The organism is Sorangium sp. So ce836 (genome assembly GCF_028553905.1).
Lineage (GTDB): Bacteria > Myxococcota_A > Polyangia > Polyangiales > Polyangiaceae > Sorangium > Sorangium cellulosum_D.
Map to the genome: position 1 here is coordinate 2756198 of NZ_CP102233.1, position 20023 is coordinate 2776220.

Genomic DNA, 20023 nt, shown 5'->3' on the forward strand with positions numbered 1-20023 from the left:
TCGACCGACCCTGGCGCACGCGGAGCGAACCCATCCACCCTGCGCGCGTCTCTACGTTCATCCGCGGCGGCGATGGCCGGCGCGGCGGCCCGCTCGGGAGCCTTGAGCGCGCGGCGAGCGACCCCGACCTGCGCAAGGGCAGCGTCGAGCAGTGAGAAGATGGCAGTTTCACTTACTTGACAGGAGGAGGACGAGATGAGATTCGGAACCAAGCAGGGCTTGATTGCGGCGGCGACGGGCGTCCTCGCCGTGTCGTGCGTCGTCGGCCCCGAGGGGGCGTACGACGCCGACATCGAGGAGCAAGGCTCGCTCGAGGGCGCCATCACGGTCGATACGAACGCGGTCTATACGATCGTCGGCGTCCAGAGTGGAAAATGCGTGCAGGTGGCCGGAGGCAGCACCGCTGATGGAGCGGCCATGCAGATCGCCAGCTGCAACGGGTCGACGCGGCAACAGTTCCGCATGGAATCGGCGGGCGGCGGCTACTATCGCATCCGCAACGTCAACAGCAACCGTTGCATGGATGTCACGGGCGCCTCCACCGGCGACGGCGCCGCCATCCAGCAATACTCCTGCTGGACCGGGACAAACCAGCAGTGGTCGTTCACGGACGTCGCCAGCGGCGTCGTGCGCATCACCGCGCGCCACAGCGGCAAGTCCCTGGACGTCTACGGCCGCGGCACCGCGGACGGCACCGCCGTGATTCAATGGGCGTCGAACGGCGGCACCAATCAGCAATTCCGACTCACGCCCGTGGGCTCGGGAACCGGCGGCACCGGCAGCACCAGCAGCACCAGCGGCACCGGCGGCAGCGGCGGCAGCGGCGGTTCCGGCGGCTCCGGCGGTTCCGGCGGCTCCGGCGGCGGCACCGGCACCGGCGGCGTGCGCAGCGCCGGCTGCGGCATTCCCACCTCCCTCGCCAGCGGTAACCGCACCATCAACGTCAACGGCACCTCGCGCCAGTACGTGCTCGACATCCCGGCGAACTACGACCCGAACAAGGCGTATCGGCTGGTGTTCGGCTGGCACTGGCGCGGCGGATCGGCGAGCGACGTCGTGAACAACGGGTACTATGGGCTCAAGGCGCTGGCGAACGGCAGCGCCATCTTCGTCTCGCCGAACGGCATCGACAACGGCTGGGCCAACACGGGCGGGCGCGACGTCGCCTTCGCCCGCGCCATGGTCGACCACCTCGAAGCCAACCTGTGCGTCGACACGAGCCGCGTCTTCTCGACCGGGTGGAGCTTCGGCGGGATGATGTCGAACGCGCTGGGCTGTGACATGCCCGACGTCTTCCGGGCCATCGCGCCGATGTCCGGCGCCCTCTACAGCGGCTGCAACCAATCCAACACCCAGCCCGTCGCCGTCTGGATGTCGCACGGCCTGTCCGACAGCGTCGTCCCCATCTCGGCCGGGAGGGCGGCGCTCGACGTCTTCGTGCGCAAGAACGGCTGCAGCACCGAGACGACCCCCGTAGGCCCGAGCTCGTGCGTCGCCTATCAAGGGTGCCGGGAGGGCTACCCGGTGCACCGCTGCGAGTTCGCCGGTGACCACCAGCAGCCGAGCTTCGCGAGCTCGGCCATCTGGAACTTCTTCTCGCAGTTCTGACCTCGCGCCCCCGAACGATCGCAGAGCGGCGGTCACCCGCACAGGAGACGGCCCAGATCGGCGTTTTCGGCGCGGAAGCGCACTCCAGTGCGCTGAGCACCGAAAACGTCGAGATGGGCCCGCCTCCGAAGCGGGTGACCGCCGCTCTAGGCGCCGCGCGCGTACTGGCCGGGCGTGGTGCCGACGATGCGCCGGAAGTGCCGGTTGAGCTGGCTCTGGTCGTAGAGGCCGACCTGCGGGGCGATGTCGCGCGGCCTCACGCCGGCGGCGAGCATCTCCTTCGCGCGCATGATCCGCAGCCGCGTCAGGTACGCGTACGGAGACATGCCGACCTGCGCGCGAAACGCGCGGCACAGGTGGTACTTGTCGAGGCCGGCGTGCGCAGCGAGGTCGTCGAGCGTCACCGGCCCGGCGAGCCGCTCTCGCAGGAGCTCCACCGCGCGGCGCACCGGTCGCGTGAGCTCGCGCTGCACGTCACCCATCGCCGCGAGCGCGGCGATCGCCTCGGCGACCGCGGCCTCGATCTCGAGGCGATCGGCGCCGGCGCGCACCGCGTGGTGCAGGCGGTGGAACGCCGCGCCCCGCTCGTCACCGGCGTCGAGCTGTGGATGGACGCAGACCCTGCCGATCGCGCTCTCGACCATCTGCGCCGAGAGCGCGACGCACTGGCCCGTGCCCGGGCCGTCGCGCGAGATGTCGCGGTGCACGTCGCCGGGCTGCAGGATCTGCAGCGAGCCCGGGCCGCAGCTCCACACCTTTCCGCGGCTCCACCACTCGGTGCGCCCAGCCTCGATGCGGGCGATCGCGTACGTTTCCTTCATGCCGCCGTAGAGCTCGTCGGTCGACCAGCGCGTCACGCGCACGCCGGGCACGGGGACGGGAAGGAGCTCGGCACGGGTCGTCACGCCCCCATTCTACGCCCGACGCGCCCCCTCGGCTTGGGCATTCTTGGCGGCCGGCTTGGGCATTCTTGGCCGCCCTCTCGATCGGCCAAGAATCGCCAAGGCAGCGCCCGCGGAGGTCGCTATCCAGGGGACATGAACGACAAACCCGTCGCCCTCGTCACGGGGGCCAACAAAGGTATCGGCCACGCGATCGCGAAGGAGCTCGCGGCGCGCGGCTACACGGTGCTCGTCGGCTCGCGCGACCTCGCGCGCGGCGAGGCCGCCGCGAAGCAGATCGCCGGCGATGCTCGCGCGATCGCGCTCGACGTCACGAACGCCGACTCGATCGCCGCCGCCGCGGCGCGGATCCGTCGCGAGCTCGGCCGGCTCGACGTCCTCGTCAACAACGCTGGCATCGTCAGAGGCGGAGCGCAGCGCGGGGACACGGTCGAGGAGATCGCCCAGAGCGGGAGGCCGAGCGTGGCCTCGCTCGCCAACGTCCGCGAGGTGTTCGAGACCAACGTGTTCGGCGTGATCGCCGTGACCCAGGCGATGCTGCCGCTCCTCCGCGAGGCGCCGGCCGGGCGGATCGTCAATATGTCGAGCAGCCTCGGCTCGCTGACCTCGATCAGCGATCCCGCCACGCCGAACCGCAGCGTCGGCGGCGTCGCGTACACCCCGTCGAAGAGCGCGCTCAACGCGGTGACGATCGCGTTCGCGCAGGAGCTCGCCGGCACCGCGATCAAGGTCAACGCGGTGTGCCCCGGCTATGTCGCGACCGATCTCAACGCGCACAGCGGGACGCGCACCGTCGCCGAAGGCGCGCGCCAGCCGGTGCGGCTCGCGCTGCTCGGCCCCGACGGGCCGACTGGCACCTTCTCGGACGACGCAGGCCCGATCCCCTGGTGAGGAGACGCGCGCGCGCCAGCGTGTTCTGGATTCACGGCAGCGGGATGAGCTCCGGGTCCAATCAGGCCTCATGAACGACCCCACGCTCGACGATGGAGTCTTCGTCCAGAGCCGGATCCTGATGGACTTCCCCTTCGGCCAGCCGTGATCCCATCCGCCGGCCCTCCTGCGCGGCGCCGTCGGCGGTCCTGCGCAGGCCGTGGGCCTCCTGCACAACCCCCGGCGGCCTCCTGCGCCCCCCCGCCGGCCCTCCTGCGCAGCGCCGTCGGCGGTCCTGCGCAGGCCGTGGGCCTCCTGCACAACCCCCGGCGGCCTCCTGCGCCCCCCCGCCGGCCCTCCTGCGCAGCGCCGTCGGCGGTCCTGCGCAGGCCGTGGGCCCTCCTGCACAACCCCCGGCGGGGTCCTGCGCCGACCCGCCGGCCCTCCTGCGCAGCGCCGTCGGCGGTCCTGCGCAGGCCGTGGGCCCTCCTGCACAACCCCCGGCGGGGTCCTGCGCCGACCCGCCGGCCCTCCTGCGCAGCGCCGTCGGCGGTCCTGCGCAGGCCGTGGGCCCTCCTGCGCAACCACGTTTGTGTCCTGCGCTACACTCGTCCTTGTCCTGCGCGGCACCCGCGCCCCTCCTGCGCGCCCCCGTCGGTGTCCTTCGCCCCCATCGTCTGGCTCCTGCGCAGCCCCGGCGGGTCTCCTGCGCCGCGCCGCGCATCGCCTCGCGCGCCGTTGTCGTTGCTGCGCGACGCTTTCTCCCCTCCGCCAGCTTCGTGGCCCGCTGCCCGCAGCGCCTTCGCGGCGCGAGCGAGCTCGTGCTCTCCTCTGGCCAGTGCATTGTTCGCCGATACCCTCGCCGATGCGCTCATCGAGGAAGCGAAGGCAGCCCATGGTCACCGACGTTCGGCGCGTCGTTGAGCCGCTCGTCGGTGAGCATGTCGGCCGCTCTCCCCTCGCACCGCCTCGCGAGCGGGCAGCTCGGCAAGAGCTCGCCCGCCGATGTGCAGCCCGAGCCCAGCGGCCTGCTCACCCGCGTTCCCGGCCCTCCCGCGCGGCACGGTTTGCTCCGGTCGACCCCGCGACGCCTCATGGCCCCGCGCTTGTATCCGCCTCTCGCACAGTCCAGCGTCGGGTCGGTTCGACCCGAGAGAGACGGGGGGAGTCCATGGATCCATCGGCGAGCGCGCCCCTCTCGGGCCGCCTCTCGCTGCGCCCGCTCGCCGAGCGGCCGCGGTGCAGCATCGTCATTCCCTGTTACAACGAGGAGCGCTACATCGAGGACGTCCTCCGCTGCGCCCTGAAGCAGCGTTATCCTCCCGAGCTCCTCGAGATCTTCGTGGTCGACGGCGGATCGATCGACAGGACTCGGGAGATCGTCGCCCGCGTCGCGGCGGAGGAGCCGCGGGTGACGCTCCTCCACAACCCCGCCCGGATCCAGGCCGCGGCGATGAATATCGGCATTCGCCGAGCGCGAGGCGACGTGATCGTCCGGATGGACGCGCACGCCGATTACGCCGGAGACTACGTGGCCGCGTCGGTCGCCGCGCTCCGGAGGACCGGCGCGCTCAACGCGGGCGGCGCGGCGCGGGCGCGCCACCGGAACCGCTTTCAGCGGGCGCTCTGCGCCGCGCTCTCGAGCCCGCTCGGCGTCGGCGGCTCGGCCTACCGCGACCCCTCGCGCGAGGGCTTCGTCGAGTCCGTCTTCAACGGGGCCTTCCGCCGCGAGGCGTTCGAGATCGCCGGCCTCTACGACCCGGACGCGATCACCAACGAGGACGCCGAGCTCAACCAGCGCATCATCGAGGCCGGCGGCGCCGTCTACCTGTCCCGGGACATCGTCGCGTACTACTACCCGCGATCGTCTCTTCCAGCGCTCGCGCGGCAGTACTTCGCCTATGGCAAGGGTCGCGCCCGCACCCTGCTCCGCCGCCGGAGGCTCCTGTCGCTCCGGCCGATGCTGCCGTTCTTCCTGGTGACCGCCGCCGCGCTGCTCGCCCTCGCGTCCGCCCTGCTGCCGTCCGTCCGACCCGCGCTCGCGCTCGCGGCGCTCGGGTATGCCGCGCTCGTCATCGCGGCGTCGCTCCGGCTCGCGCGGAGCGCCTCGCCCGGCGATTTTCCCTTGCTCTGCGCCATCTTCCCCGCAATGCACGCGGCGCACGGGCTCGGGTTCTGGGCCGGCCTGCTCCGCGGCGCGCGCGACCGCGCTGGACGGCGCGCGGAGGGCCGCCTGCCGACGTCGTGACGCGCGGAGGCGAGGGCGCGCCGAGCGCGGCTGTCCCGGACTCTGCGGCTCGGGCCGCCGGGGGACGCGTTGATCGGCCGGGCTCGCTTTGGTATGGTCGCGCGGTGAGCGCGCGCGGGACGTCGTTGGCCTCGTTCTCCTCGGTCGCAGCCGAGCTCATCGAGCTGTCCCGCTGGTGCTACGAGCGCGGCTGGACGCCGGCCACGAGCGGCAACTTCTCCGCCCGGCTCGGCGAAGGCACCATCGCGATCACCGCGTCCGGGCGGCCGAAGGGCGCGCTCGGCCCGTCGGACATCGTGGTCGTCAACGCGGACGGCCGCCTGGTCGGGCCGTCCGCCAGCCGCCCGTCGGCCGAGACGGCGCTGCACTGCCAGCTCTACCGGCGCTCCGCCGCCATCGGCGCCGTCGCGCACACCCACTCGCGGGCCGCGACGGTGCTCTCGCGCCGGTGCGCGCAGGAGGGATACGTGACCCTCGCGGGCTACGAGGTGGCGAAGGCGCTCTCCGGGGTGACGACGCACGACCGCACGGTGCTCCTCCCCGTCTTCGTCAACACGCAGGACATCCGGAAGCTGGCCGAGGACGTCGAGGCGTTCATGTCCGCGCACCCGCCGGTGCACGGCTACCTCATCGCCGGCCACGGGCTCTACACCTGGGGCGCGGACATCGCGGACACGATCCGCCACATCGAGGCGCTCGAGTTCATGCTCGACTGCGCGCTGCTGGAAGGGAGGCTCTCATGAGCTTGCTGCGGGTGTACCGGGAGAACGATCCGACGAAGGCCGAGGAATACACGACGCTCGAGGACATCGCCCGCGTCGCCGGCGCGTCGCAGATCCGCTTCGAGCGCTGGTCCGCCGAGCGCCCGCTGCCGCCCTCGGCGTCGCCGGAGCAGGTGCTCGAGGCGTACGCCGGCCCGGTGAAGCAGCTCTCCGAGGCGTGCGGGTTCGTCACGGCGGACGTGATCTCGGTCTCCCCGAGCACGCCGAACCACGCGGAGCTCCGGCGGAAGTTCCTGGACGAGCACATCCATACCGAGGACGAGGCGCGCTTCTTCGTCGAGGGGCGCGGGCTGTTCTGCATCCATCAGGGGGAGCGCGTGCTCTCGTTCCTGGTCGAGAAGGGCGACCTCATCAGCGTTCCTGCCGGGACGCGGCACTGGTTCGACATGGGGCCTGCGCCGTCGTTCACCTGCATCCGGTGGTTCTCCGATCCGAAGGGGTGGGTCGCCGAGCACACCGGGTCGGACATCGCGTCGCGCTTCCCGAGGCTCGCGGCGTGAGCACGGCGTCGATCCCCGCGCGCGCGGTGCTGGTCGACATCGAGGGGACCACGACGGACGTGCGCTTCGTCCACGAGACGCTGTTCTCGGTGGCGCGCCGGGACCTGGCCGCGTACGTGTCGGCGCACGCCGGGAGCCCGGAGGTCGAGGCGGCCCGGGGCGCGGTCGCGCGCGAGCGGGGCGCGCCCGCGCAGGCGGTGAGCGACGGCGAGCTCGCGGCGGCGCTGCGCGCGTGGATCGACGAGGATCGCAAGGAGACGGCGCTGAAGGCGCTGCAGGGGAAGATCTGGCGCAGCGCCTACGAGTCGGGCGGGCTCCGGAGCCACGTGTACGCGGACGTGGCGCCGGCGCTGCGGCGGTGGCGGGAGCGCGGGGCGACGCTCGCGGTGTTCAGCTCCGGGTCGGTCGAGGCGCAGAAGCTCCTGTTCCAGCACACGACATCCGGGGACCTGACAGGGCTCTTCACGGCGTTCTTCGACACGACGACCGGGCCGAAGCGGGAGGCGGGGGCTTACCAGCGGATCGCGGAGGCGCTCGGGGTGCAGCCGGGAGAGGTGCTGTTCCTGTCCGACGTGGCGGCGGAGCTCGACGCGGCGGCGGCGGCGGGGATGCGCACGGTGCAGCTGCTCCGGCCAGGGACGGCGCGGGAGCCGGGGAGCCGGCACGCGGCGGCGGAGCGGTTCGACGAGATCGCGGTGGAGCCGGGGCAACCGTAGGCGCTGAGCCGACTGCAGCGGAGCCAGCGGGGGAGGGCGTGCGGCGCGGGCGGGGGGCGGCGGGGCGGTCCCACAAACTCGCGCCTTTTGGTGGCTATGGCCATGGGAACGGGTGGGGCGATCGGGGGGCGAATCGCTGCGCCGCGGGCCGGCGCTCGGGTTTGTGGGGGCCTGCCCCGCCGCCCCCCGCCCGCGCCGCACGCCCTCCCCCGCTGGCTCGTTCCGTGGGGGGATGGGGAGAGGGGGCGAGATGAGCTACGACCGCGTCGCCAAGAGCTATTACGTCGATAGCTATAGGATCGGCGGAGTCGAGCTTCAATTCGGCGGCGCGCCGTAGACGCGAGCGGGGGAGGGCAGTCTTGCCCTCGCGGAAACGTCGGCCCCAGCAGAGGAACGCGGCGACGAGCCCCGAGAGCACGACGACGATCGCGAGCCCGACGAGCGATATGTCACGGCGGCAGCGTGACGGTCCCCGTGACATGTCGCGGCGGCAGCGTGACAGTCCCCGTGACATGTCACGGCGGCAGCGTGACAGTCCCCGTGACATGTCACGGCGGCAGCGTGACAGCCCCCGTGACATGTCACGGAGACGGCGCCCAGGGGCGCGGCGCCCTCGCCGGCCGCATGGCGCGCTAAAGCGGAGCCTTTCCGCGGACCTGCGCTCCGCGCCCGGCGCCTTCCGCGCTCCCGCCGTGCCCTCCACCTCCAGGACCACCGCCGGGCGTCGGACACGGCCAGCGCTCTGTGAGCGAGAATACGCGATTGGCCCGCAAAGTGCATTGTCTACCGGGCACAGCAGCATCGCCGTGCGCCAGGGGGATGACCGCGCACGCGCTCAACGCTGCGTCGCAATCGTTCCACGATGCTGTATCTGCCGCTCGCCGTCGCGTTGATGACGGCCATGACCACTGGAGGAGATCCGCTCATGAAGCTCACGAAGACTCAGCTGGACGCCTACCATCAAGACGGGTTCGTGATCGTCCCGAATGTGCTGTCCGACGCCGAGCTCGGGCGCATCCGGGCCGATACCCGCGTAGCGCTCGCCGAGGAGTCTCCGCGCCGCGTCCTCGAGCGGGACGGGCAGACCGTGCGCGGCGTTCACGGCCAGCACAAGACGTTCGAGAGCTTCGCCAGGCTGGTCCGCCACCCTCGTCTCGTCGAGCCGTGCCGCCAGATCCTGGCGGATGAGGTGTTCGTCTATCAGTTCAAGATCAACCTCAAGGCGGCGTTCGCCGGCGAGCTCTGGCCCTGGCACCAGGACTTCATCTTCTGGCGTGAAGAGGACGGCTTGCCCGAGCCCCGGCTGGTCAACGTCGCTGTCATGGTCGACGACAACACGGAGTCGAACGGCCCGCTCATGTTCCTCGCCGGCTCGCACCGCGAGGGCGTCATCGAGGTGCGCCCGTCCGCGAGCCAAGGCGGGGCCTACGCGGGCGAACCGGCGTGGATCCACAACCTGACCGCGGACCTCAAGTACGTGCTGAGCCGCGAGCAGGTGCGCTACCTCGCGGCTCGCCACCCCGTACGGACCGCGCTGGGATCCGCCGGCTCCGTGCTCCTGTTCCACCCGAACCTCGTACATGGGTCGAGCAACAACATCACGCCGATCGACCGGTGCCTCATCCTGGTCACGTACAACAGCGTCCTCAATCGAGCTCACCCGGTCTCGATGCCGCGGCCCGAGTTCCTCGCGAGCCGTGACTACACCCCGGTCATCGCCGGCCCCGAGAGCATCCTCACGGAGTGATCACCTCCCCCACGAGCGGATCGGCTGACCAGGAGACATTTCCGACCGGCGCACGAGGCGCCGCGCCTTCGCAGGGAATTTGCACATGCACACCGATACCTTACATCACGTCGAGCAGCACTCGAACATCGTACAACCCGAGCCCTGGGCTGCCTCTCCGGAGACCAGCCGGCGGCGCGCGGATGAGCTGATCCGATGGGTGCGCGAGTACGCCGAGCGGCGGATCAACTCCCGCCTGATCGACGAGCGGCGCTGCATCCCGCCGCACGTGATCCTGGACTTCGGCAACCGCGGCTTGCTCGGCATGCAAGTGTCCGAGCGCCATGGCGGGCTCGGCCTCCGCTGCGGCGACGCCCTCCGCGTCCTCGAGCAGCTCTCGGCGATCGATCTCACGCTCGCGATCGTGGTCCTGGACAGCATCCTCGGCGCGCACACCATCGGTCACCACGCGACCGAGGCGGTGCGCGGCGAGCTCCTCCCGCTCGTCGCGCGCGGCCGAGCCTTCGCCGCGGTGGCGATGACCGAGCCCAAAGCGGGCTCCAACCTCCGCGCCATCGAGACCAGGGCGGTCCCGGAAGGTAAGGGCGCGTGGCGCCTCCACGGCAGCAAGCTCTGGGTCGGCGCCGGCTCCGCCGCCAGCGTCATCCACGTCTATGCCCAGCTCCTCGACGAGCGCGGCCGCTCTCGTGGGCTGACGGGCTTCATCGTCCGCCAGGGCGCGGACGGGCTCCATATCGGGCCAGAGGCGCTCACCCTGGGGCTGCGCGGGTTCACCAAGAACACGGTGGTGCTCGACGGCGTCCGCGTGACCACGGCCGACATGCTCGGCGCGCCGGGCAGCGGAATGGAGGGAGCCCGGGACACGATGATGCTCATCCGCTTCTATCTGGGCGGGATGGCGGTCGGCGGGATGAAGCGCTGCGCGCAGCTCATGCTCCGCTACGCGGAGCGGCGGCAGGTCCTGACAGGCAACCTCCTCGACAACCCCGTGACGCTCGCCCGCATGAGCGAGCTCGCAGCCCGGATCACGTCGGTGGAGGCGCTGGCCACGCGGATCGCCGAGCTGCGCGACGCAGGCCGGAGCGTCCCCGCCGAGGCGTACATGGCCTGCAAGAACGCCGGCGCCGAGTCCCTGGGCTGGGCCGTCGATCAGCTCGTCCAGCTCCTCGGGGCGCGCGGCTACGAGGAGAGCAACCTCGTGCCGCAGATGTACCGCGACGCGCGCCCATGGCGCATCTTCGAGGGCCCGACCGAGGCCTTGAACATGGTGCTCGGCTCGAGCGCGCTGCACGCGGACCGGAGCCTGTACCGCTTCCTCGCCGAGACGTGCGCGTCGCCGGCGATCGCCCGCCGCCTCGAGGAAGCAGCAACACGGGTGCGGGCCCGCGCGGGGAATGCCGCGACGCCCTTCGACGACCGGTCGACCGCCCTCTACTGGGGCAGCGCGCTCCTCGGGGATGCCACGACCGAAGCGCTCCTCCTCGCCGCGGTCGAGAGCAGCCGCGGAGATGCGTCGGCCCTGCGCCCGGCCGCCGCGTGGCTCGGGGGACGCCTCGACGCGGCGCTCGCGGCGGCGTGCGATGGAGCCCGGGAGGAGGCCGCCCTCATGAGCCGCGACGCGCTCGCGCTCCGCATCTCCCGCTACGCCGCCGCGGTCGGCGACGTCGAGCAGGGGCTGCCGGGCATAAGCGACGCGCTCGATCCCTACCTGCGCCGCAGGTTCGAGGAGGATCTCGCCTACTGGACGCCGCCTTCGCGCGCGCGTCGCGCGGAGGCGCCGCGGACCACGCTCGCCGCGCCCGCAGGGGATCTCTGGCCAGGCGGCGCGCGCCCGGCGCGCGCCGGCGAGAACGGCGCCGCCCACCCCCGCGGCGCCTCCGACGACGCGGCCTGCGTCCACGACCTGTTCGCGCGAGCGGCGGAGAGAGCTCCGGGCGCGATCGCCGTCGTCGCCGGCGCCCGTTCCATCACCTACGCCGAGCTCGACGCCCGCAGCAACCAGCTCGCGCACCACCTCGCCGCGCTCGGCGTCGGCCGCGAGGCGCTCGTCGGCATCTGCCTGGAGCGCTCGATCGAGCAGATCGTCGCGATGCTGGCCGTGCTGAAGGCGGGAGGTGCGTACGTCCCCATCGACCCCGCCGAGCCGGAGCCGCGTCGCGCCTACATCCTCAAGGACGCGGGCGTCGTGACGGTCCTCACGTCGGAGGCGCTCGCCTGCCGGCTGGCGTCGCAGGCGGCGCACGTCGTGTGCCTCGACGCCGACCGCACCGCCATCGAGGCTCGCCCCACCGGCGCGCCGGCCGCCGCCGCGGGCCTCGGCCAGGCCGCGTACGTCATCTACACGTCGGGATCCACCGGCCAACCGAAGGGCGTCGTCGTGGAGCATGCCGCGCTGTCGCGCTTCACGCGCTCGGCGTGCGTCGACTACGGCATCGGCCCGGGCGATCGCGTCCTCCAGTTCGCCGCGATCAGCTTCGACGCTGCCGTCGAGGAGATCTACACCAGCCTGACCTCCGGCGGCACGCTCGTGCTGCGCAGCGAGGCGATGATCGGCTCGGCGCCCGCGCTCGTCGCGGCTTGCGCGGAGCTCGGGTTGACCGTCCTCGATCTGCCGACCGGCTACTGGCACCAGCTCACGGTCGAGCTCACCGCGTCCGGCCTGAAGCTGCCGCCCTGCGTCCGCCTCGTGATCATCGGCGGCGAGCGCGCGTCGCTCGCGCGGGTCCTCGCGTGGAAGGCGCATTGCGGGCCGTCCCCGCGCCTCGTGAACACCTACGGGCCCACCGAGGCCACGGTCGTCGCGATCACCTGCGACCTCTCCGCCGTCGACGACCTCGGCGCCGAGGTCCCGATCGGGCGCCCGATGCCGCACGTCGAGGCGCACGTGCTCGGCCCGGCGGGCGAGCCCGTTCCCGGAGGGGTCGCCGGGGAGCTCTACCTCGGCGGGGCCGGCCTCGCGCGCGGCTATCACGGCCGGCCAGAGCTCACGGCGGAGCGCTTCATCACGAGCCCCTTCGATCCATCAGGGCGCGCTCGCCTCTACAGGACAGGAGACCTCGTGCGCTGGCGCGCCGATGGACACCTCGAGTTCGTCGGACGCGCCGACCATCAGGTCAAGATCCGCGGCTTCCGCGTCGAGCCGGAGGAGATCGAGGCCATCCTGGTCGAGAGCCCGCTCGTGGGCGACGCCGCGGTGGTCGCGCCGGAGCACGCCGACGGCTCGCGCCGCCTCGTCGCCTTCGTCGTACCCCGGACGCCCTCGTCGAACCTCCCGCAGGAGCTGCGCGGCTTCCTCGCGTCGCGGCTGCCCGCCTACATGATCCCTTCGGCCTTCCACGCGATGGACTGCCTCCCTCGCACGGTGAGCCGCAAGCTCGATCGCCAGGCGTTGCTCTCGCGGGCGTCGCTGCCCGCGGAGCTCGCGCCCGCAGGGGACGCTGGCATCGATCCGGCGGATCTCCCGCGCACCGCCACCGAGCGCGCCCTGGCCGCCATCTGGAAGGAGATCCTCGGCGCGGAGATCGGCGTTCACGACAACTTCCTCGATCTCGGCGGCAACTCGCTGATCGCGATCCAGACCGCCGCGCGGATCAGGAGCGCGCTCGGCGTCGAGCTCTCGGTGGACGCGCTCTTCAGCGCGCCGAGCATCGCCGAGCTCGCCGAGCACATCGACGCAAAGCGCGCCCCCCGGGAGGACGACGCCGGCAGCCAGCTCGCGGCGCGCCCGGCGGACGACGCCGCCGCTCTCGCGGCGCCGCAGCACGAGCTCCCGCTCTCCCCCGGCCAGGAGCAGATCTGGTTCCTGCACCGCCTCCACGCCGGAGAGCCGCTCTACAACGAGCCTTGCGCGATCCGCATGCGCGGCCCGGTCGATGAAGGCGTCCTCGAGCGGTGCCTGGTCGAGCTCATCCGCCGTCACGAGATCCTGCGCACGGCGTTCGTCGAGAGGGAGGGTCGGCCGGTGCGGCTCGTTCGCGCTCCTTCCTTTTCTTTGCGCGTCGTCGACCTGCGGGCGGTCCCTCCGGCGGACCGTGCGCCCGCGGCGCAGCGCCTCGCCGAAGAGCAAGCCCGGCTCTCCTTCGACCTAGGAGCACCTCCCCTCCTCAGAGCGACCTTCGTGCGCCTCGCCGACGACGAACAGGAGCTCCACCTCGTCCTTCACCATCTCATCGTCGATGGCATCTCCCTGTACCGCGTCCTGCTCGCGGAGCTCGAGGTGGCCTATGACGCCCTCTCCCGCGGCGCGACGGCGCCGCCGTGGCCCGAGCTCCCGGCCCAGTACGCGGACTTCGTCGCCTACCAGCGGGCCGAGGCCGAGCGGGCCGCGAAGGCCGAGCTCCCGTGGTGGATCGAGCGGCTCCGCGGCTTGCCCGAGCTCGAGCTCCCGCTCGACCGGCCCCGCCCGAGCGCCCCGAGCTGCAGCGGAGAGCGCGCGTGCATGGCGCTCTCGAGCGACCTCACCGAGGCCCTGAGGCGCCTCGGTCGCAGGGAGGGGGGCACGCTCTTCATGACCGTGACCGCCGCCATCTACGTTCTCCTCCATCGCTACACCGGCCAGCGCGATCTCGCGCTCGGCACGGTCATCGCGCAGCGCGGCCGGCCGGAGCTCGAGCGCGTGATGGGCTATTGCGACAACACCCTCGTCCTCCGCGCCGATCTCTCCGGCGATCCCACGGTCGGCGAGCTCCTGCGGCGGGTCCGCGGCCTCAGCCTCGAGGCCCTCCAGCATCAAGCGCTCCCGTTCGAGGCCCTCGTCGCGGCGCTCCATCCCCGGCGCCACGCCGGTCGGAATCCCCTCTTCCAGGTGGCGTTCATCTCGCAGCCGCCGCTCGCCGCAGGCCCGCTCGGGTGGACGCTCGACCGCCTCGGCGTCCACACGGGCACCGCGAAGTTCGACCTCATGATCGAGATCGACGAGCGCGCGGAGGGGATCCTCGGTCGGATCGAGTACCGCAGCGATCTGCTCGCGGCAGAGACCGTGCGGCGGATGGCCGGCCACCTGGAGGTGCTGCTCGCCGCGATGGCCGAGGACCCCGCGAGGCGGATATCCGAGCTGCCCATGCTCACCCCCGGGGAGCGCCGGCAGCTCCTCGACGACTGGAACGCGACGGCGATCGAGCGCCCCTCCTGCTCCATCGTGGCGCCCTTCGAGGCGCAGGTGCGCCGGACCCCGGACGCCGCCGCCGTCGTCTTCGGCGCGGAGGAGCTCACCTATGACGCCTTGAACCGCCGCGCCAACCAGCTCGCGCGTCGCCTGCGCCGGCTCGGCGTCCGCCGCGATACCGGCGTCGCCCTGCTCCTGGACCGGACGCCGGAGCTGATCGTCGGCGTGCTCGGGATCCTCAAGGCCGGCGCGGCCTATGTCCCGCTCGATCTCAGCTATCCTGCGGAGCGACTGCGCTTCATGTGCGCCGACGCCGGCGTCCGCGTGCTCGTCACCCGCGCGGGGCTCCTCCACCTGTTGCCGGACCACGGCGCCGAGGCGCTGTGCATGGACGCCGCCCAGGACCTCCTCTCGGCCGAGCCCGACCACGACCTGGACGACGAGGCCTCACCGGATCAGCTCGCCTATGTCCTCTACACCTCGGGCTCCACGGGGACTCCCAAGGGCGTCGCGATGCCGCTGGGGCCCCTCGTCAACCTCCTCGCCTGGCAGCTCCGCCAGACCGCGCTCGGCTCGGGCGACCGCACCCTGCAGTTTGCGCCGATCAGCTTCGACGCTTCCTTCCTCGAGCTGTTCGCCACCTTCTGGACGGGCGGCACCCTGGTCCTCATCTCGGAGCCGGCGCGCCGAGATCCGCTCGCGCTGCTCGGGGTCATCGCGGAACACCGCGTCGCCCGCATGTTCCTCCCCTTCGTGGCCTTGCAACAGATGGCGGTGGCCGTCGACCGCGGCGCCCCGGCCCCGGAGAGCCTGCGCGAGCTCTATGTCGCGGGGGAGCAGCTCCGGATCACGCCCGCGGTGCGCCGCTTCTTCGAGGAGCTCCCCCATTGCGTGCTGCAGAATCAGTATGGTCCCTCGGAGACGCACGTCGTGACCGCGCTCACGCTCTCTGGCCCGGCCAGCGCATGGCCGGAGTTGCCGTCGATCGGCCGACCGATCGACAACACCCAGATTTACCTCCTCGACCCTGCGGGGCACCCCGTCCCGATCGGCGTCCCCGGCGAGCTCTACGTGGGCGGCGCCTCCCTCGCGCGCGGCTACCTCGGCCGGCCAGAGCTCACGGCGGAGCGGTTCCTCGTCGATCCCTTCTCCGCCGCTCCCGACGCTCGCCTCTACCGCACCGGCGACCTTGCGCGGTATCTCCCCGACGGCAACATCGCGTTTCTCGGCCGCACGGACGCGCAGGTCAAGATCCGCGGCTTTCGTGTCGAGCTCGACGAGGTCGAGGCCGTCCTGGCCCGCCATCCTGGCGTCGAGGCCGCGGCCGTCGCCGCCAGGGACGACGCGACCGGCGGCAAGCGGCTGGTCGGTTACGTCGTCCCGCGGGACGGCTGCGATGTCGGTGATCTGCGCGAGTTCATGAGGGCCACCGTCCCTGATTACATGGTCCCTGCGGTGATCGTCCCTTTGAGCTCGCTTCCGCTGACGCCGAGCGGGAAGGCCGATCGGCGCGCGCTCCCGGAGCCCGAGGGGCTCGCGGCCCCGACCGGCCGTGCATGGGTCGCTCCTCGCGACGAGATCGAGCTCCGCCTCGCGCGCATCTGGTCCGAGGTCCTCCGCGTCAACCCGGTCGGCGCGACCGACGATTTCTTCGACCTCGGGGGCCACTCGCTCCTTGCCACGCTGCTGACGGCGCGCATCGAGCAGGAGTTCGGGCAGGCCTTCCCGCTCGCCGCCCTGTTCGGAGGCTCGACGGTCGAGCGTGTCGCGAGCGCCCTGCGCGCGCCCGCGCGTGCGCGCCCCTGGACGCCCCTCGTCCCCATCCAGCCGAACGGCGGGCGCCCGCCCTTCTTCTGCGTCGCCGGCTCCGGCGGCAACGTCGTCTACTTCCACGCGCTCGCGCGGCACCTCGGCGCGGATCAGCCCTTCTACGGCCTCCAGTACCCCGGCATCGACGGGCAGTCGCCGCCGCTCGCCACCATCGAGGCGCTCGCCGCTCATCACCTCGCCGCGATCCGCGCGTTCAGGCCTCATGGCCCCTATGCTCTCGGCGGCCACTCCGTCGGCGGCGCCATCGCCTTCGAGATGGCCCGGCAGCTCGAGCGCGAAGGCGAGCAGGTCGCCCTGCTCGCGATCCTCGATGTCCCGGCGCCCGTCGCCGAGCGCGACTGGATCGGCTTCCGGTGGGACCATGCCCGCTGGCTCACGGCCATCCTCGCGCTCTTCGAGCCGATGTCCTCGGAGGCGCTGCGCTCGCTCGACGAGGAGCTCCGGGCGAGGAGCCCGGAGGCGCAGCTCGAGCTCTTGGCGCGCCGGCTCGGGGCTCTCGGCGTCCTGCCCACGGACGCGGGGCCCGATCGCGCGCGCGGCATCGCGGAGGTCATGAAGGCGAGCGATCTCGCGTACGGCCGCTACGATCCGGCCCACGTGACGGTGGATCGCGTCGTGCTCCTGCGAGCCTCCGAGCCGAGCCGCTTCGACCCTCTCGTGGACCTCGGCCTCTTCGCGCGCGCGGCGGACGACCCGGCCTGGGGCTGGGGCAAGCACGCCCGCGCCGGCGTCGATGTCCGCTGGGTGCCCGGCGATCACATGACGATGTTCGCCGAGCCCCATGCGCGCGCCGTCGCCCAGGTGCTCGCGCAGAGCCTCGAGGCCGCGGGCCGTCCGCTCGAGGCTCCGACGCGCTGACCTTCTCGCCGACGCTCTACCTGCTCGAGAGCGCCGCGAGCGTGGCGCAGCTCGCGCGTCGCTGGAGCGCGCTCGAGCGCGCGTGGGGCGTGCGCCACCAGACGCGGTTCGCGCTCGACGGCGACGGCGACGTGCAGCTCGCGGCGCAGCCAGCGGCGAACGGATGTGCTACCTCGGAGGGCGGCGCGCAGGGGGGGCCGGAGCAGTTCAACAAAGGACGACAAATGAGCACCGCCACTGCTGACGCAGCGCCCCGCCCTTCGCTGGGCAAGCGCCTTCTCGCAAACACCTTCGTCCGCATCCTGATTGCGGTGCTTGCCTCCATCGGCACCATGGCGCTGCTGCTGATGCTGTCCGAAATCGCGCCCAAACCCATGCGCGTGGTGTGGCCTACGCTGCTGGCCGCGGCCGGATGCATGGCAGGCTACCGCTTCTACGTGCGCAAAGTGGAAAAGCGCGAGCCGCTCGAGGCTGCCGGGCCACGCATCCTGCCGGAGCTGGGCATGGGCTTCGGCATCGGCGCGGCGCTGGCGGTCGGCGTGGCCGGCTCGTTGCTGCTGTGTGGCGCCCTGCAGGTGCAGGGCCTGGGTGACTGGCGTGCCATCTTCAAGCCGCTGCCGGAGCAGATCATGGTCGCGACCTTCGAGGAGCTCGTGTTCCGCGCCATCCTGTTCCGCATCGTCGAGGGGCGGTGGGGGTTCCGCATCGCCGCGACATCGAACGTACTGCTGTTTGCGCTTGCCCACCTGCCGAACGAGAACGTGAGCGCCCTCGCGATTCTGGCCACGGCATCGGCCGGCGCCGGCCTGCTCGGCGTCTATCTGCTCACCCGCCGCGTATGGATCGCCATGGGCATGCACTTCGCCTGGAACTACCTGTTCGATGCGCTGATATCGGTGCCCGTCTCCGGCCATGCGGCGCGCGGCTGGATTCAGGTGACGCCGGCCGGTCCGGAGTGGCTGAGCGGCGGTGCTTACGGCGTCGAGGGTTCGGTCCTCACGCTGATCGCGTGGACCGCTGCCGCCATCGTGCTGTTCCGTGTGGCGCGCCAGCGCCCAGCCAACGTGCTCCCGCGCTGATTCCGACGGTGGCGGGATGAGCGCGGCCAGCCTGGCCACGAACGCGATGGGCTCGAGCACGAGGTGTGCGGCGCCGTTGTGACGTGGCCTCCGAAGCCGAGCTGCGATGCGGCCGTCGGGGGCCGAGATGGCCGTGCCCGGTGATGGGCCACCCCCCACAATCGTGCTCGCCGCGCCGGTCTCGATCACGGTATGAGCACGAACCGAACATGATCCATCACAGCCTCTCTCGACATGCCTCCTGGCTGCTCGCTTCCCTCTCCGCCTGCGCGCTCCTCGCCGGCTGCGGCGACGACGACGCCGCGCCGCCGCGCGACGGTGATCCGGTCTGCACCGCGTGGGGCGACGCTCCGCCCGGCGACGGCCTCTTCGAGCTTCCCCGCCCGACCGGCCCGCACCCGGTCGGCACGCAGGTCCGCGCGCTGACCGACAGCGCGCGTGGCGAGGAGGCGACCGAGGATCCCGATGACCGCCGGGAGCTCCTCGTGCAGCTCTGGTATCCCGCCGATCCCTGTGGCGCCGGCGAGCTCGCGCCGTACCTCTCGCCGGAGGAGGGCGACAGCCGCCGCGCGAGCGCCGGCCTCCCGGTCGAGGACGGCTTCGAGGCGAGCTTCGTCACGCACGCGCGCACCGGCGTCCCCCTCGCCGACGAGGGCGCGCCCTACCCGGTGCTCCTCTTCTCGCACGGGTTCGGGATGCTCCGCGCCGACTACACGAGCCTCGTCGAGGACCTGGCGAGCCACGGCTTCGTGGTCGCCGCCATCAGCCACACCCACGACACCGAGCTGGCGGTGTTCCCCGACGGCCGCGCGGTGCCCTTCAGCCCGGTCGTCGGGACGCCGCCGGGGATGGACGCGACGCCGGAGGAGATCGAAGCCTTCTTCGAGGCGATGGACGAGCACGTCGCGGTCTGGGTCGACGACGCGCGCTTCGTGCTCGACGAGCTCACGGCCGCCGCGCAGCGCGACCCCGAGGGCCTGCTCACCGGGCGGCTCGACCTCGATCGGGTCGGCGTCCTCGGCCACTCCTTCGGCGGCGCGATGGCCGCCGAGGCGTGCGCCGTCGACGACCGCTTCGACGCCGGGCTCAACCTCGACGGCAGCCTCGTGGGGCCGGAGAGCGGCGCCGGAGGCCGGAGCCTCGCGCAGCCGTTCCTGATCATGCTCGCGGAGAGCCACGTCGACGACGTGCGCGTCGACGAGACCTACGGCGCGCTGAAGGGCCAGGGCTACCTCGCGCGGGTCGAGGGCGCCGCGCACCTCACGTTCTCGGATCTGCCCGTCGTCATCGAGCACCTGCTCGGCGCAGGCGCCCTCCCCGAGGAGCTGGGCACGCTCGCTCCGGCCCGCGCGGTCGAGATCACGAACGCGTACACGCGCGCCTTCGTCGAGGCGCACGTGCGCGGCGACGCGTCGCCGCTGCTCGACGGCCCCTCGCCCGAGTACCCCGAGGTGTCCTTCGAGAAGAAGCGCTGACGTCGCCGACGAGAGGCGCTGGCGGCGCGCGCCACGCGGGCCTCGCGCGCGCTGGCCCAATCCGCACGGCGGCGAGGGCGCTATCGATGGGCCATGACCATGGCCCATTCCCGATTCAAGGCCGCGGCTGTCCAGGCCGCCCCTGCCTTTCTCGATCTCGACGCCGGCGTGGACAAGGCCATGCGCCTCATCACCGAAACCGCAAGTCACGGCGCCTCGCTCACCGCCTTTCCTGAGGCGTGGCTGCCCGGATACCCGTTCTGGATCTGGCTCGCATCACCGGCCTGGGGCATGCAGTTCGTGT

The 20023-nt window shown here is 72.2% G+C and carries 11 protein-coding genes and 1 pseudogene; 11 read left to right on the top strand and 1 reads right to left on the bottom strand.

The window, feature by feature from the left end:
* Positions 1–195: 195 nt before the first annotated feature.
* Positions 196–1608, top strand: coding sequence for an RICIN domain-containing protein (locus NQZ70_RS09960; RefSeq protein WP_129574006.1), 1413 nt, complete (start codon positions 196–198; stop codon positions 1606–1608).
* A gap of 146 nt (positions 1609–1754) precedes the next feature.
* Here the strand turns inward: NQZ70_RS09960 and NQZ70_RS09965 are convergent, their stop codons facing one another.
* Positions 1755–2513: an AraC family transcriptional regulator gene (locus NQZ70_RS09965; protein WP_129574007.1), complete on the bottom strand. Its 759-nt coding sequence runs from the start codon at positions 2511–2513 to the stop codon at positions 1755–1757.
* 132 nt (positions 2514–2645) lie between these two features.
* Between NQZ70_RS09965 and NQZ70_RS09970 the strand changes: the two genes are divergently transcribed.
* The 10 genes and pseudogenes from NQZ70_RS09970 to NQZ70_RS10015 form a co-directional block, all read left to right on the top strand.
* A complete protein-coding gene (locus tag NQZ70_RS09970; protein WP_129574008.1) occupies positions 2646–3401 on the top strand; it encodes an SDR family oxidoreductase in 756 nt (251 codons plus the stop codon).
* Positions 3402–4551: 1150 nt separating this feature from the next.
* Entirely contained in the window at positions 4552–5628 is a 1077-nt protein-coding gene (locus tag NQZ70_RS09975; protein ID WP_129574009.1) for a glycosyltransferase family 2 protein, read from the top strand.
* A 104-nt stretch (positions 5629–5732) separates the two neighbouring features.
* Positions 5733–6371: a methylthioribulose 1-phosphate dehydratase gene (locus tag NQZ70_RS09980; protein ID WP_129574010.1), complete on the top strand. Its 639-nt coding sequence runs from the start codon at positions 5733–5735 to the stop codon at positions 6369–6371.
* A complete protein-coding gene (locus NQZ70_RS09985; RefSeq protein ID WP_129574011.1) occupies positions 6368–6910 on the top strand; it encodes an acireductone dioxygenase in 543 nt (180 codons plus the stop codon). Before NQZ70_RS09980 ends, NQZ70_RS09985 begins: the two co-directional genes overlap by 4 nt.
* A complete protein-coding gene (gene mtnC / locus NQZ70_RS09990; protein WP_129574012.1) occupies positions 6907–7626 on the top strand; it encodes an acireductone synthase in 720 nt (239 codons plus the stop codon). The genes NQZ70_RS09985 and mtnC overlap by 4 nt, the downstream gene beginning before the upstream one ends.
* A gap of 925 nt (positions 7627–8551) precedes the next feature.
* A complete protein-coding gene (locus NQZ70_RS09995; RefSeq protein ID WP_129574013.1) occupies positions 8552–9373 on the top strand; it encodes a phytanoyl-CoA dioxygenase family protein in 822 nt (273 codons plus the stop codon).
* A gap of 85 nt (positions 9374–9458) precedes the next feature.
* Positions 9459–17165, top strand: a complete 7707-nt coding sequence (locus NQZ70_RS10000) for a non-ribosomal peptide synthetase (RefSeq protein WP_129574014.1) — start codon at positions 9459–9461, stop codon at positions 17163–17165.
* Between the two features lie 41 nt (positions 17166–17206).
* Positions 17207–18244, top strand: coding sequence for a CPBP family intramembrane glutamic endopeptidase (locus NQZ70_RS10005; protein WP_129574015.1), 1038 nt, complete (start codon positions 17207–17209; stop codon positions 18242–18244).
* A 209-nt stretch (positions 18245–18453) separates the two neighbouring features.
* Positions 18454–19719, top strand: a complete 1266-nt coding sequence (locus NQZ70_RS10010; RefSeq protein WP_129574016.1) for a chlorophyllase/cutinase-like alpha/beta fold protein — start codon at positions 18454–18456, stop codon at positions 19717–19719.
* Positions 19720–19812: 93 nt separating this feature from the next.
* Positions 19813–20022: pseudogene (locus tag NQZ70_RS10015) on the top strand (nitrilase-related carbon-nitrogen hydrolase); the annotation flags it as partial.
* Position 20023: the final 1 nt, after the last annotated feature.

Coding starts and splice junctions, on each gene's coding strand:
- NQZ70_RS09970 (WP_129574008.1), top strand. CDS start 2,646: ATGAACGACAAACCCGTCGCCCTCGTCACGGGGGCCAACAAAGGTATC.
- NQZ70_RS09975 (WP_129574009.1), top strand. CDS start 4,552: ATGGATCCATCGGCGAGCGCGCCCCTCTCGGGCCGCCTCTCGCTGCGC.
- NQZ70_RS10000 (WP_129574014.1), top strand. CDS start 9,459: ATGCACACCGATACCTTACATCACGTCGAGCAGCACTCGAACATCGTA.
- NQZ70_RS09960 (WP_129574006.1), top strand. CDS start 196: ATGAGATTCGGAACCAAGCAGGGCTTGATTGCGGCGGCGACGGGCGTC.
- NQZ70_RS10010 (WP_129574016.1), top strand. CDS start 18,454: ATGATCCATCACAGCCTCTCTCGACATGCCTCCTGGCTGCTCGCTTCC.
- NQZ70_RS09985 (WP_129574011.1), top strand. CDS start 6,368: ATGAGCTTGCTGCGGGTGTACCGGGAGAACGATCCGACGAAGGCCGAG.
- NQZ70_RS09995 (WP_129574013.1), top strand. CDS start 8,552: ATGAAGCTCACGAAGACTCAGCTGGACGCCTACCATCAAGACGGGTTC.